Origin of the sequence: Arthrobacter sp. BE255, from assembly GCF_031457335.1 — a bacterium.
Classification (GTDB): Bacteria; Actinomycetota; Actinomycetes; order Actinomycetales; family Micrococcaceae; genus Arthrobacter.
On the sequence record NZ_JAVDWK010000012.1, the window covers coordinates 61,518 to 74,324 of the forward strand.

The window sequence follows — 12,807 nt, forward strand, 5'->3', positions numbered from 1 at the left end:
TCCCGCGCGGCGGCACCGGCATGCGCAAGCCAATTAAGCGCGAACTGGCACGTAATCCCCTCAAATCCGCGATTTGAGGGGATTACGTGCCAGTTCGCGCAGGTCCTTGGGCGGCGGCTTCTACGGGGCGGCGCCTACCGGGCGGGAAGAGCGTGTGTGGGAGGACCGACGACGGCGTCCTCCAGGTACCAGACCGCTGAGCCGCCGCCGGTGGCCGGCATGATGCTGCCTTCGAACACGAAGACCGGATCCTTGGAACGGTCTGCGGGACGCCAAAAGCCATTTGCAGGGCAGTGGAAACCGGTTTTTGCCATAAGCCCCAATTTCCCGTTTGCAATTCTTCGCAGGGTGTTGATCTTTTTCACGGAATGCTCCCAATTAATTCTTTGTGAAAGTAGCCGCCGCTTTTGTTCGGCCGTGCTCCAATTTTAGAATCACCGGGCGTCCCATTACTAAGACCAATGATGCGTGGCCTAATAAGCGGATGCTATGGGACGGCTACCGTGCATATTTCCTGCTCAGCATTTCCTGGAGCATTTCCTTCAGCACCAGGAGGACCGCCGATGCGGCCTCCGAGAGCGGGTCATGGTCCGGCGTGCACAGCGCGATCTTGCACTGCAGTGCGGGGTCCACGATCCGCAGGACATGGAAGTCCTCTTCGTGGAACAGCGCGTCCGCGGCGGACTTGGGCATGATGGTGGCGCCCAGGTCCGCGCGCAGGAGCCGGGTCAGCGACGGCACTGACTCCACTTCCCCGACCAGCCTGAGTTTGAGCCCTTTACTGTCAAAACCGGCTTCCACCACCTGGCGCAGCGTGTGGATCTTCTCGGGGAGGAACAGGCCAAAGCCGGCGGCGTCCGCCAGCGTGATTTCGCCGTTCTCCGGCGCCTTCTCGAACCTGTTGGCGTTGACCACAAAGTGCAGGTCCTCGACGATCATCGTGGTGAACTGCACGCCGCGGATGGGGCCAGGCTCGTAGATAAGCGCCATGTCCAGCCGGCCGTTCTTGATCGCTTCGCTGAGCACCCCGCCATAGATTTCCGTGACATGCAGGACGATGTCCGGGTAGCGGCGGCCCACTTCGCCGATGATCCGGGGCGTGAGGCTTGAGGCCATGCTGTACGGGGCGATCGCAATGGAGACCCGACCGGACGGTGCGGCACCCGACGCCGCGACGTCCTGCCGCGCCTGTTCCACCAGCCGCAGGATGGACTGAGCGTGCCGGTAGAGGGTGTGCCCGGCAGCCGTTGGCTTAACTCCCTGCTTGCTGCGGATCAGCAGGCGCTGCTTGAGGTCCGTTTCCAGGGCCGACACCTGCTGGCTCAGGGCCGGCTGGGCCACATGCAGCGCCGCCGCAGCCCTGGTGATGCTTCCCGAATCCACGATCTGGACAAAGTACGCAAGCTTGCGCGTATCCATGGCCGCCTTCTCTCGTTTGCGGCGTCCCGGACCCGGAAAGGTCATAAGCAGATGTGGTGGAGGGATACGCAATAAGTCTTTGTGTGATCCACATCGCAGACACTAGGTTGAACCCAGAACGCTATTTCACTAATCGTACATTCTAGCTCCCCCCGGCGACATGCAATTTTGCGATGACGTCAGACGAATTTCGCATAAAAGACGTGTTTACCGGAATAGGCGCTTTCTTTTTACATTTCTGAAATATGCACTCCATAGCTTGAATGCAATCGCAATACCGCGGCGGCACGGCAGATCCGGACGAAAGGAACGAGGTGGCACGCATGAGGGCAGCACTCCACGGAGCACCCGTCATAACCGGCACCTATCCCGTGACATGGATTACGTCTTTGTGTGGGCCAATTCGCGGTGCCAGACTTTTTGACAGATGCCCGGCAGCCCGGGCCGCCGCACCGCAGACCCCCAACGGGGCAGGTTCCCGGCATTCAGTTCACTACCGGAAGCTGACCCCTGCGCCCCGCTGCGCAGCGGTCCAGCCAACACCCCAGGAGGGCTCACATGGGACCCACAGTTGATCTCGTGGCAGATCTCGGAGAAGGCTTCGGCGCCTACTCGATGGGCGATGACGCGGCCCTCCTCGAGGTGGTTTCCAGCGCCAACATCGCCTGCGGATTCCACGCAGGGGACCCGGACATCATGAACGCCACCGTCGCCGAATGCGTGCGCCGCGGCGTCAGCGTCGGGGCGCACCCCAGCTTCCCCGACCTCCGCGGCTTCGGCCGCCGCGCCATGGACCTCACGGCGGATGAAGTCCGCAACGACATCCTGTACCAGTTCGGCGCCCTCAGCGCCTTCGCCGCGTACCACGGCACCGCCGTCGCCCACATTGCACCCCACGGACGCCTCGGCAACCTGGTGGCCACCCGCCCCGACTACGCCGCAGCCGTGGCCGACGCCGCCGCCCGCATCAACCCGGACCTGATCGTCCTGGCCCAGGACGGCGAACTGGCCGACGCCGCGGCAGCGCGGTGGCTCCCGGTGGGCATCGTGGGCATCGCGGACCGCGCCTACGAGGCCGACGGCACCCTGGTGCCGCGCGGCCGCCCCGGCGCCGTCATCCACGATCCGTCAGCCATCGTTGACCGCACCATCCGGATGGTCCGCGAAGGCCTCATCGAAACCGTGGCCGGAACCGACCTGCCCATCGTCGCCGACACCGTCCTGCTGCATGGGGACACCCCCGGCGCCGTCCAGCTGGCCCGCCAGGTCCGCGCCGAACTGGAACGCGCCGGCGTGACCATCGCCCCCCTCGCCCAGGTCCTCGCCGCCAAAGTGAAGGCTGCCTGACATGCCAGCCACAACCACGCCCACCCCGGTGGAAGTCTTCGAGTCCGGGGATGCCGCACTGCGCGTCGTCGCCACGTCCCCCAGCAGCGAGGCCAACTGGTCCACCGTGCATGCCCTCGCCGAATGGCTGGAGGCTGCAGGCGCCGACGGCGTCCACGGCGCCGTGCCCACGTACGACTCCCTGCTCGTGGAATTCGACCCCGGCGTCACCTCCGCACGCCAGGTCCGGGCTTTTGTGCTCCTGGGTATGCGGCAGCTCGACTTCATCGGCGCACCCGCCCGGGCTCCCCGCGAGTTCAGCGTCCCCGTGGTCTACGGCGGCGAGTACGGCCCCGACCTGGAGCGCGTTGCCGAACATGAGCAGCTGCCGGTCGAGGAAATCATCGCCCTGCACACCGCCAAGTCCTACGTCATCCGATGCCTCGGCGCCCCTGCCGGTTCGCCCATGATGGACGGCCCCGATTTCCCGCTCCCGGTACCGCGGCTGAAGGACCCGCGCCTGTCCGTTCCGGCTGGTGCCGTGGCGGTCGCCGGCCGGCAGGCAGTCATTGCCCCGGCGATGGCCCCCGGCGGATGGTGCGTCATCGGCCAGACGCCGCTGGCAGTCCTGGACGCCGGCAGCGAACCGCTGGTCCCCTACGTTCCCGGCGACCTGCTGCGGTTCCACCAGATCCAGCCCGAAGACTTCGCGCACTACGCAGGCCGGAAACTGGAGGCGACACGATGAGCGGCTCCCTGATCATCCTCCAGCCCGGCAACTCCGTGGTCACCGACCTCGGCCGCTTCCGCGGACCCCGGTTCGGGCTGCCCGTGAACGGCGCGCTGGACCAGTTCTCCGCACGCGCCGCCAACATCCTCACCGGAAACGACGACGCCGCGCCGCTGCTGGAAATCACCGCCCTGGACTTCCGGATGCGGGCCACCACGGACATCCTCATCGCCGTCACCGGAGCGCCGCTGCACCTCACGGTGGGCGGGCGCGAATGCCAGCAGTGGGAACCGGTATCGGTCCGGGCCGGCGAAACAGTCGCCCTGCGCCAGATCACCGGTGGGCTGCGCGCCTACCTCGCCGTCCACGGCTCGGTGGAGGCACCCGTCCTGCTCGGAAGCTGCGCCCCGGACACCGTCGTCGGATTCGGCCTGCGCCTGGCCGAAGGCACCGAACTGAAGACCTCCCTAAGCGTCGCACCCATCCGGCAGCCCTACTTCGACCTGCCGCTGTTCCGGCTGGGACTGACCCGGCCCGAGTTCAGCAGCCAGGCCGTCGTCGAGGTCACGGACGGGCCCGACGTGGAGGAATTCGGCGACACCGCCGACCTGCTCTACACCACCGAATACACCGTCAGCGCCCGGAGCAACCACATCGGCCTCCGCCTCGGCGGCGCCCTCCCGGAACGCCAGTCGAGCGCCGAAGTGCTCTCCCGCGGCGTCCCGGTAGGCGCGATCGAGGTGCCGTCCCGGGAGGAACTCCTGGTCCTGCACCGCGGCCGCGGCGTCACCGCCGGCTACCCCGTCCTCGCAGTGGTCACCAGCCGCTCACTGGACGTGCTGGCCCAGGCCAGGCCGGGCCACACCATAACCTTCCGCAGGACCACCGTCCCGGACGCCACAGCGAAATACCGGGCGGCCCTGCGGGAACTGGAAAACCTCCGTTCCACCGTCAGTACCGTCTTCGCGCTCCTCGGCATCGGCAGCCAGCCGGGCTGGCAACAGCTCGCCCCGGCAGCCGGAAGCTAATAACCCTCGCATCAGATCCAAAGCCTTGTTACCATCCCCCTTAGTAAGGAAAGCCATGTCAACTTCTACGCACGCGGCCCAGCCGCAAGAGCGGCTCAGCAGCAAGCAGACCCGCAAAGTAGTGACTGCCGGCTGCGTCGGCATTTTCGTGGAGCTGTACGACAACGGCATCTTCGCCTTTATGGCCGGAACGCTTGCCCTTGTCTTCCTGGCACCCGGCAACCCGGACAACGCCTTGTTGTTCGTCTTCGCCGGCTACGCCGTGTCCTTCTTCGTGCGCCCCCTCGGCGCCGTGGTCTGCGGCTACCTGGGGGACCGGATCGGACGGCAAAAACTGCTGGTCTTTGTCATCCTGCTGATCAGCGTGGCCACGGCGGGCATCGGCCTGCTGCCGGCCTACTCGGCCATCGGGATAGCCGCCCCGATCCTCCTGGTGCTGCTCCGCATGCTGCAGGGCTTCTCCGTTGGCGGCGAAGCCGCCGGCGCCATGACCTTCCTCGCCGAGCACGCCCCTGAAGGCAAGCGCGGCATCATCACCTCCTACGCCCAGATCGCCTCCTTCGCAGCCCTGCTCACCGGCACCCTCGTCGCCTTCTCCATGTCGCCGTGGCTCACCCAGGCAGCGATCGACGGCGGCGGCTTCGGTTCGTTCGCATGGCGCATCCCGTTCCTGGTCGCCATCCCCATGGGCGTCATCGGCTGGTACATCCGCAAGGCGATCAGCGACACCCCGAACTTCGTGAAGCTGAAGGAAGAGGGCGGCCTGTCCAAGAACCCGCTCAAGGAAGCCTTCAAGTCCGCCGAACACCGCCGCGCCATGCTCCTGGCCCTGTTCATCCCGCTCATGAACGGCTCCGGCTACTACGTCCTCTTCTCCTACATGCCCACCTTCCTCAAGGGCAAGCAGCTCAACTTCACCATCGGCGAGGCGCTCATCGTCACCGCATGCAGCCTCGTGGTCATCTGCATCGCCATCCCCTTCATGGGCGCGCTGTCAGACCGGGTGGGACGCAAGAAGGTCATCGCCGGGTCCGCGATCGCCATGGCAATCGTCGGCATCCCCGCCTACGCCCTGATTGCCACCGGTCAGATGGGTCTGGCCATCCTGGGCGCCTGCATCATGGCAGTGGTCTTCGCAGGCCACACCGCCGTGATCCACATCCTGATCGTTGAACTGTTCCCCACCCGCGTCCGGTACTCCGCCTACGGCCTGGGCTACAACATCTCCTCGGCACTCTTCGGCGGCACCGCCCCGCTGCTGATGACCTGGCTGATCTCCTCCACCGGCAACATCTACATGCCCGCGTTCTACGCCGTCATCACCGCGCTGGGCACCCTCGCCGCCGTCAGCACGGTCAAGGACCGGGCCCACCAGCCGCTCCGCGACGCCTAGCCACCCACCATCCGAACAGCAGTGCGCTGCCCCACGGCAGCGCACTGCACCAATTGCGGGGCACCAACTGCGCTGCACCCACAGGAGACCCACATGCCTTTCTCTGACTACTCAACAGCCGTCGTCACCGGCGCCTCCACCGGAATGGGCGCCGCAATCGCCGAACGCCTGGCCAAGCGCGGACTCACCGTCCACGCCCTCGCCCGCAACGAGGCCCGCCTGACCGAACTCGCCGACAAGACCGGCGCCGTCCCGCACGTAGTGGACCTGACCGACACCACGGCCCTGGCCGCCGTCGTCGGTGACCTTGAGGTGGACGTCCTGGTGAACTGCGCCGGAGTTTCCCGGCCGGGGAACATCCTGGACTCCAGCGAGGGCGACATCGACGAACTCATCGACGTCAACCTGCGCGGCCTGCTGCAGCTCACGCGGCTGGTCCTGCCGGGCATGGTGGAACGCGACCGCGGCCACGTCATTAACATCAGCTCCATCGCCGGCCTCTACAACTTCTACGGCCACACCGTCTACCACGCCACCAAGGCGGCAGTGCACCAGGTCTCCCGGCAGCTGCGCAACGACACCGTGGGCAAGCGCATCCGCGTCACCGAGATCTGCCCCGGCCGCGTCGAAACGGAAATCTTCGGCCGCAACATGGGCGGCACCCCCGAGGCCATGGAAGAGGCGTGGAAGACGTACTACGAGGGCTACGAGTCCCTGACCACCGACGACATCGTCAACGCCATGGACTACGCGATCGAAACCCCCCGCCACGTGAACGTGGGCATGCTCGAACTCATGCCCACCTTCCAGGTTCCCGGCGGACTCACCTTCGACCGGCGCTGACCGCCCACGCCCGCCACCCAACCCCACACGCCAGAATCGATAGGTTTTCCGATGCAAACAGTCCGCACCGTCAGCTTCCCCGACCGGCAGCTCCTCGCCGATCTCTCGCCCCTTCCCGAAGGGCTGCGGGGGGTGGTGTGGGACCTGAAGTCGGATCCCGACGGCGGGACGCTCAGTGAGATCGACGGCGTCATCCTCCCGTACATCGACGCCTCCGCCGTGCTGGGCTCGCTCGCCCGGGTCCCGGGGCTGAAGTACGTCCAGACCCAGTCCACAGGGTACGACGGGGTTATCGAGGCGGCCGGACCGGCGGCCGGCGTCGCCAGCGCCTCCGGCGTCCATGCAGCCGCCACCGCGGAACTGGCCGTGGGGCTGATCCTGGCCAAGCTGCGCGGGATCGACCAGGCAGTCCGCGATTCGCAGTACGGCCTCTGGCGGCCCGAACGGCGACAGTCCCTGGCGGACCGGCGCGTGCTGCTGGTGGGCGTCGGCGGGATCGGACACGAAATCGCCCGCCGACTGGAGCCTTTCGAGGTCACCTTGACCCGGGTGGGCAGTTCGGCCCGCACGGACGAACACGGCGAGGTGCACGCGTCTTCGGAGCTGACCGCGCTGGCTGCCACGCACGACATCCTCGTTTCGGTGCTGCCCCTGAACGGGCACACCCACCAGCTGATCGGTGAAGAGGTGCTCGCCGCGCTGCCGGACAACGCACTGGTGGTGAACGTGGGCCGCGGGTCCGTGGTGGACACAGCTGCCCTGACCAAGGAAGTCCTGTCGGGGCGCCTGCAGTGCGCGCTCGACGTCGTCGACCCTGAACCGCTGCCGCAGGACCACCCGCTGTGGTCCACGCCGAACGCCTTGATCACCCCGCACGTCGGCGGCAACGCGTCGGCCTTCCAGCCCAGGATCCTGAAGCTCCTGCGGAAGCAGCTCGAAGCCCTGGCCGCCGGACAGGCCCCGGCCAACCTGGTGCAGGCGGGTCCCTTCCAGTGATCTGCGCGAACGTACACTTCGCGCCCTGAGCCGCAGGGCCACAAGTGTACGTTCGCGCGAAAAAGAACCGCCGTTCGAAGCCGAGCGGCCAGAAACGACCATCGTGCGCACAGACAGCGCAACCGCGGCGAAGGAGCTGCTCAATTATGAATTCACTTTTTGATTTGACCGGGCGGGTGGCTTTGGTGACGGGGTCGAGCCGGGGGATTGGGAATGCGTTGGCGCGGGCGTTGGCCGATGCCGGTGCGACGGTGGTGCTGAACGGTCTTAATGCTGAGCGGCTTAAGGATGCTGCGGCGTTGATGGCCGCGGAGTATGCACCGGGCCGGGTGCACAGCATCGCGTTCGATGTCACGTCTGATGCTGAGGCGGCGCGGGGTGTTGCGTGGGTGGAGGAGCATGTGGGGCCGTTGGAGGTCCTGGTGAACAATGCCGGGATCCAGCACCGGGTGCCGATGCTGGAGTTGGACGTCGCGGACTGGGAACGGGTGATTTCCACGGACCTGACCAGCGCGTTTTTGGTGGGCCGGGAGGCTGCCCGGCACATGATTGCCCGCGGCCACGGCAAGATCATCAACATCTGCTCGGTGCAGACGGACCTGGCCCGGCCGACGATCGCCCCGTATGTGGCGGCGAAGGGCGGGCTGCGGAACCTGACCCGGGCGATGACGGCGGAGTGGGCTGCCTCGGGCCTGCAGATCAACGGGATCGCGCCCGGGTACATCCATACCGAGATGACCCAGAACCTGGTCGACGACGAGCAGTTCAATGCCTGGATCCTGGGGCGGACGCCGGCGCACCGGTGGGGGACGGTGCAGGACCTTGCCGGGCCGGCGGTGTGGCTGGCCTCGAGCGGGTCGGACTTTGTGAACGGCCAGACGATCTTCATCGACGGCGGAATGACGGTGGTGGTCTGATGCCCACGGACACAACCCTCCCCGAACCTGCCCTCCCCGAACCTGCCGTGCCCGTACCTGCCGTGTCCGGGTCGGTGCTGCCGGTGTCGGGTCTGGCGGTGGTGGCGCACGCGAAGGGGGACCTGCGCATCGATGAGGTGCCGCTGGCCTCGCCCGCCCCGGATGAGGCGGTGGTTGAGGTCCGGTACGGCGGGATCTGCGGGTCGGACCTGCATTACTGGCTGCATGGCGCGGCGGGGGAGTCGGTCCTGAAGGCCCCGCTGGTGTTGGGGCATGAGATTTCCGGGACCGTGGTCCGCGCCGCCGCGGACGGCACCGGCCCCGCGGCGGGGACCCCGGTCGCGGTCCACCCGGCCACCCCCGGCCCCGGTGCCGGGGAGATCCGGTACCCGGCGGACCGGCCCAACCTCTCACCCGGGTGCACGTACCTGGGGTCCGCGGCCCGCTACCCGCATACCGACGGCGCGTTCGCCCGGTACGTGAACCTGCCCTCCCGGATGCTCCGGGAACTCCCGGCGGCCCTGGACCTGCGGACCGCGGCGCTGATCGAACCCGCGTCCGTGGCCTGGCATGCCGTGGCCCGGGCCGGGGCCGTGGCCGGGAAGACCGCACTCGTGATCGGCTCGGGGCCCATCGGCGCGCTGACCGTCGCGATCCTGAAGCGGGCCGGCGCGGCCCGGATCACCGCGGTGGACATGCACCCCAAACCGCTGGACATCGCCGCCGCCGTCGGGGCTGACGAGGTGATCACCGCCGGTGACCTCGAGGCGATCGCGGCCGTGCAGGCCGACGTCGTGATTGAATCCTCCGGCAGCCACCACGGGCTCGCCTCGGCCATCCAGGGCGCGGCCCGCGGCGGGACCGTGGTGATGGTCGGGCTGCTGCCCACCGGTCCGCAGCCGGTCCTGATCTCCCTGGCCATCACCCGGGAACTGGACCTCAAAGGCTCCTTCCGGTTCAACAACGAGATCGACGACGTCATCACAGCCCTCACCGACGGCACCCTCCACATCGACCCCGTCATCACCCACGACTACCCCGTCGAACACGCCCTCGAAGCCTTCAACATCGCCCGCAACTCCGCCGAATCCGGCAAAGTCCTCCTCAGCTTCGGCGCGGGGTCCGCATGATCACCCAGTTGCCGCCCCTGGTGGTCATGGGCGTGTCCGGCTGCGGGAAGTCAACCGTCGGCGCGCTGCTGGGGGAGCGCCTGGGTGTTCCGTTCTTCGACGGCGACGACTTCCACCCGCCCGCGAACAAGGCAAAGATGGCCGGCGGGACGCCGTTGGACGACGACGACCGGGCACCGTGGCTCGCCGAGATCGGTGCCGCGCTGGCAACTTCGGTGGGCGGAGCCGGCTCACGCATCATCGCCTGCTCGGCGCTCAAGCGCAGGTACCGCGACGTGCTGCGCAGCTTCGCGCCGGACGTGGTGTTCGTTCACCTGTCCGGCGAAGCCGCGACGATTTCCGGCAGGCTGAGCGGCAGGGCGCACGAGTACATGCCCAGCAGCCTGCTCGCCTCCCAGCTGGCAACACTTGAGCCGTTGGGTGCGGATGAGGCCCACGTTGTGGCGGACATCCTGGGCGATCCGGCGTCCCTGGTGGACGGCATCATCCGTCAGTTGGGAGTGCTTAGCCCGGGCTAGACTGCTCCGAAAGCAGATTCAGTCGTGGGAACGCGGAGGTACAGGAATCCAATGCGCAGCTTCACGCCTGTAGAACAACGCATTGACGAGCGGGCCCACCGCTTCCTGGACAACGCTGCGGCGGGCGGTTTCAGGGCACGGCTCACCGAGTTTGTGGTCTTTGGCCTCAAGCAGGCCTGGGCCTGCATCTTCGGCGCTGCCCTCCTGGCAGTGCTGATGGCGGCGCGGCTTTGGTATCCGGACGGCGCCGCACTGGCGAGGAACGACTTCCTGACGGTTGCCGCCGTCGTGATCCAGGTCCTGATGGTGGCGGCGCGGCTGGAAACGCTCCGCGAGCTCCGGGTGATTGTGCTCTTCCATTTGGTGGGAACGGTGATGGAGCTGTTCAAGACCGACGTCGGCTCCTGGTCCTACGAGGCCGAAGGCGTCCTGCGCATCGGCGCGGTTCCGCTGTTCAGCGGCTTCATGTACGCGGCAGTCGGTTCGTACATGGTCCGCGTGTACAGGCTTTTCGACCTGCGTTTCGCCAGGTATCCGTGCCGCTGGATCACCGCCCTCGTGGCTGCCGGCATCTACGCGAACTTCTTCACCCACCACTACATCTGGGACGCCCGCTGGGTGCTGCTGGCCGCCGTCGTGATCATCTTTGGACGGTGCGTGATGCACTTCCGGGTGTTCCGGAGGAAGTTCCGGATGCCCCTCGTCCTGGCCTTCCTGCTGGTGGCGCTGTTCATCTGGATTGCCGAGAACATCGCCACCTGGTCCGGCGCCTGGCTTTACCCGAGCCAGCTGAACGGCTGGCACCTGGTGCCGCTCGACAAGCTGGTGGCGTGGTTCCTGCTGATGATCATTTCCGTGGTGCTGGTGGCCTGGGTCTACAGGCCGGAGCCGCCGGACGAGCCTGCCGGGGCTGCGGAGGTACTGCCGGCAGTGGCCGCGGACGTGTCCCCGGGCGACTGACGCACAGGCGCCTCAGGAGCGCCGGCGCCTGCGTTCCGCCGCCGGCCCGGCAGGGTCAGGACGAAGAGGCTGCCCGCGATCAGCGCCGCTCCGGCCCAGGCGAGGGCGGGCAGGCGTTCACCCACCACGATCACTGCGAGAAGAGCCGCCACCACCGTCTCGGCGAGGGACAGGGTGGTGGCTGTGCTGGCGCGGACGCGGGCCAGGCCCCAGCCGAACAGGACGTAGCCGGCGAACATGGGGACGACCGCCATGTACGCGCCCACCGAAAAGTTCTGCCAGGACGCCAGGAACGGCGCACCGGTGGCCGCCAGCACGGGCATCAGCAGCAGGCCGCCGATCCCGAAGACGGCGCCCATCACCGCCCGGGACGGCACGCCGGTGTTGATCAGGCGGTGGGCGGCCCAGGAATAGAGGGCGTAGGTCAGCCCGGCCAGCAGCCCCAAAACGATGCCCGCCGGCGTCGACCACTCCGCACCCGCTGCCGGATCAGCGTGCCCTGCTTCCGCGAGGCACAGCAGCACGGCGCCGGTGACGCCGAGCAGCGCACCGGCCGCCCACCGCCGGGTAAACCGCCGCTTGTCCACCACGCGTTCGACGACGGCGGAGGCCAGGGGTGCCGACCCGATGGAGACGACGGTGCCCACCGCCACGCCGGCCAGGTGCATGGAGGAATAGAAGGCGAGCGGGTACAGGGCTACGGCGATCGAGCCCAGGGCCACCGTGCGCCATTGCCGGCGCAGGGGACTGCCGAACGCCAGCATCGGGCGGGCGGCAATCGCGGCCTGCAGCAGGCCGCCGAAACCCATGGCCACTGCCCCGATGGCCAGCGGACTCACGTCCGGGGCGAAGGTGGCCGCCGTGCCGGTGGTGCCCCAGAGGACGGACGCGGCGAGCACAAACAATGCACCCCACGTGGCTCCCTGGAATCCAGCCGGCTTCACAGGGCGCCGATCAGGGTGGCCGCGATGGAGCGGGCTTCCCGGACGCAGTTGTCGTCGCCGTCGAGGCCGGCGCGGACCATGGAGCCTTCGAGAAGGAACGCCAGGTGCCTGGCCAGGGCGGCCTGGTCCGCTGGGTCCGGCAGAAGCCCGGCCAGGTGCTCGGCCAGCAGGGCCTCTACGTCCTCCTTGTGCTTCCGGACAACTTCCCGCCCGGGATCCCCGGCAGGGAGTTCGGCCGCGGCGTTGAGCAGGCCGCAGCCGCGGAAGCCGTGCTCGTAGGCCAGGTCGGCGTGGTCCGCGTAGGCGTCAAAGACAGCCAGGACTCGGTCTTTAGGGTTCGTTGCCTTCTCCAGCCGTGCCCGGTACAGCCCCAGCCACTCTTCGTGCCGGGCGTACAGGTAGGCCGTCACCAGATCGGCCTTCGAGGCGAAGTTGTTGTAGAGGCTCTTCTTGGCCACGCCGGCCTCGGCAGTGATGGTGTCGATGCCGGTCCCTGTCAGGCCGAAGGCGTAGAAGCGCCTGGCGGCCGCCTCGAGGAGCGCGTCGCGGGCAGGCCGCCGGGAAGCGGTGTTCGCTGGGGCAGTCTTCTTCGAGGTCATGGCC

At 67.6% G+C, this 12,807-nt stretch carries 14 protein-coding genes; 10 read left to right on the forward strand and 4 right to left on the reverse strand.

Annotated elements, in window-relative coordinates; all coding sequences use genetic code 11:
- Positions 1 to 134 precede the first annotated feature (134 nt).
- Both J2X42_RS18355 and J2X42_RS18360 read right to left on the reverse strand, forming a co-directional pair.
- Positions 135 to 314 (reverse strand): hypothetical protein, encoded by a 180-nt coding sequence (locus J2X42_RS18355; RefSeq protein ID WP_310167287.1) that lies wholly within the window; start codon positions 312 to 314, stop codon positions 135 to 137.
- 184 nt (positions 315 to 498) lie between these two features.
- The gene (locus tag J2X42_RS18360) at positions 499 to 1,419 is read right to left on the reverse strand and encodes a LysR substrate-binding domain-containing protein (protein WP_310167288.1); all 921 of its coding nucleotides are present in this window, start codon (positions 1,417 to 1,419) and stop codon (positions 499 to 501) included.
- Between the two features lie 558 nt (positions 1,420 to 1,977).
- Between J2X42_RS18360 and J2X42_RS18365 the strand changes: the two genes are divergently transcribed.
- The 10 genes from J2X42_RS18365 (at position 1,978) to J2X42_RS18410 (ending at position 11,260) form a co-directional block, all read left to right on the forward strand.
- The gene (locus J2X42_RS18365) at positions 1,978 to 2,766 is read left to right on the forward strand and encodes a 5-oxoprolinase subunit PxpA (RefSeq protein ID WP_310167289.1); all 789 of its coding nucleotides are present in this window, start codon (positions 1,978 to 1,980) and stop codon (positions 2,764 to 2,766) included.
- A gap of 1 nt (position 2,767) precedes the next feature.
- Entirely contained in the window at positions 2,768 to 3,493 is a 726-nt protein-coding gene (locus J2X42_RS18370) for a carboxyltransferase domain-containing protein (protein WP_310167291.1), read from the forward strand.
- Positions 3,490 to 4,503, forward strand: a complete 1,014-nt coding sequence (locus J2X42_RS18375) for an allophanate hydrolase (protein WP_310167293.1) — start codon at positions 3,490 to 3,492, stop codon at positions 4,501 to 4,503. Before J2X42_RS18370 ends, J2X42_RS18375 begins: the two co-directional genes overlap by 4 nt.
- A gap of 55 nt (positions 4,504 to 4,558) precedes the next feature.
- Complete coding sequence (locus J2X42_RS18380) at positions 4,559 to 5,896, forward strand: MFS transporter (RefSeq protein ID WP_310167294.1); 1,338 nt, start codon at positions 4,559 to 4,561, stop codon at positions 5,894 to 5,896.
- A gap of 93 nt (positions 5,897 to 5,989) precedes the next feature.
- Complete coding sequence (locus J2X42_RS18385) at positions 5,990 to 6,739, forward strand: SDR family oxidoreductase (protein ID WP_310167295.1); 750 nt, start codon at positions 5,990 to 5,992, stop codon at positions 6,737 to 6,739.
- Between the two features lie 51 nt (positions 6,740 to 6,790).
- Positions 6,791 to 7,735 (forward strand): 2-hydroxyacid dehydrogenase, encoded by a 945-nt coding sequence (locus J2X42_RS18390; RefSeq protein WP_310167296.1) that lies wholly within the window; start codon positions 6,791 to 6,793, stop codon positions 7,733 to 7,735.
- Positions 7,736 to 7,881: 146 nt separating this feature from the next.
- On the forward strand, positions 7,882 to 8,652 hold the full coding sequence (locus J2X42_RS18395) for an SDR family oxidoreductase (protein WP_310167297.1): 771 nt from the start codon (positions 7,882 to 7,884) through the stop codon (positions 8,650 to 8,652).
- On the forward strand, positions 8,652 to 9,782 hold the full coding sequence (locus J2X42_RS18400) for an L-idonate 5-dehydrogenase (protein WP_310167298.1): 1,131 nt from the start codon (positions 8,652 to 8,654) through the stop codon (positions 9,780 to 9,782). The genes J2X42_RS18395 and J2X42_RS18400 overlap by 1 nt, the downstream gene beginning before the upstream one ends.
- The gene (locus tag J2X42_RS18405; protein WP_310167299.1) at positions 9,779 to 10,300 is read left to right on the forward strand and encodes a gluconokinase; all 522 of its coding nucleotides are present in this window, start codon (positions 9,779 to 9,781) and stop codon (positions 10,298 to 10,300) included. Before J2X42_RS18400 ends, J2X42_RS18405 begins: the two co-directional genes overlap by 4 nt.
- A gap of 51 nt (positions 10,301 to 10,351) precedes the next feature.
- Positions 10,352 to 11,260 carry a DUF817 domain-containing protein gene (locus J2X42_RS18410; RefSeq protein ID WP_310167300.1) on the forward strand — a complete coding sequence of 303 codons (909 nt, stop codon included), beginning with the start codon at positions 10,352 to 10,354 and terminating at the stop codon, positions 11,258 to 11,260.
- On the opposite strand, the gene J2X42_RS18415 is transcribed toward J2X42_RS18410, so the two are convergent.
- Together J2X42_RS18415 and J2X42_RS18420 are read right to left on the reverse strand one after the other, a co-directional pair.
- Positions 11,176 to 12,204 (reverse strand): EamA family transporter, encoded by a 1,029-nt coding sequence (locus J2X42_RS18415; protein WP_310167301.1) that lies wholly within the window; start codon positions 12,202 to 12,204, stop codon positions 11,176 to 11,178. The two genes, J2X42_RS18410 and J2X42_RS18415, sit on opposite strands and share 85 nt — an antisense overlap.
- A complete protein-coding gene (locus tag J2X42_RS18420; RefSeq protein ID WP_310167303.1) occupies positions 12,201 to 12,803 on the reverse strand; it encodes a TetR/AcrR family transcriptional regulator in 603 nt (200 codons plus the stop codon). The genes J2X42_RS18415 and J2X42_RS18420 overlap by 4 nt, the downstream gene beginning before the upstream one ends.
- Positions 12,804 to 12,807 lie beyond the last annotated feature (4 nt).

Excerpts from the sequence above, each read along its gene's own strand:
- J2X42_RS18410 (WP_310167300.1), top strand. The coding sequence starts at position 10,352 with ATGCGCAGCTTCACGCCTGTAGAACAACGCATTGACGAGCGGGCCCAC.
- J2X42_RS18390 (WP_310167296.1), top strand. The coding sequence starts at position 6,791 with ATGCAAACAGTCCGCACCGTCAGCTTCCCCGACCGGCAGCTCCTCGCC.
- J2X42_RS18365 (WP_310167289.1), top strand. The coding sequence starts at position 1,978 with ATGGGACCCACAGTTGATCTCGTGGCAGATCTCGGAGAAGGCTTCGGC.
- J2X42_RS18405 (WP_310167299.1), top strand. The coding sequence starts at position 9,779 with ATGATCACCCAGTTGCCGCCCCTGGTGGTCATGGGCGTGTCCGGCTGC.
- J2X42_RS18400 (WP_310167298.1), top strand. The coding sequence starts at position 8,652 with ATGCCCACGGACACAACCCTCCCCGAACCTGCCCTCCCCGAACCTGCC.
- J2X42_RS18355 (WP_310167287.1), bottom strand. The coding sequence starts at position 314 with ATGGCAAAAACCGGTTTCCACTGCCCTGCAAATGGCTTTTGGCGTCCC.
- J2X42_RS18420 (WP_310167303.1), bottom strand. The coding sequence starts at position 12,803 with ATGACCTCGAAGAAGACTGCCCCAGCGAACACCGCTTCCCGGCGGCCT.
- J2X42_RS18375 (WP_310167293.1), top strand. The coding sequence starts at position 3,490 with ATGAGCGGCTCCCTGATCATCCTCCAGCCCGGCAACTCCGTGGTCACC.
- J2X42_RS18380 (WP_310167294.1), top strand. The coding sequence starts at position 4,559 with ATGTCAACTTCTACGCACGCGGCCCAGCCGCAAGAGCGGCTCAGCAGC.
- J2X42_RS18360 (WP_310167288.1), bottom strand. The coding sequence starts at position 1,419 with ATGGATACGCGCAAGCTTGCGTACTTTGTCCAGATCGTGGATTCGGGA.
- J2X42_RS18395 (WP_310167297.1), top strand. The coding sequence starts at position 7,882 with ATGAATTCACTTTTTGATTTGACCGGGCGGGTGGCTTTGGTGACGGGG.
- J2X42_RS18370 (WP_310167291.1), top strand. The coding sequence starts at position 2,768 with ATGCCAGCCACAACCACGCCCACCCCGGTGGAAGTCTTCGAGTCCGGG.
- J2X42_RS18385 (WP_310167295.1), top strand. The coding sequence starts at position 5,990 with ATGCCTTTCTCTGACTACTCAACAGCCGTCGTCACCGGCGCCTCCACC.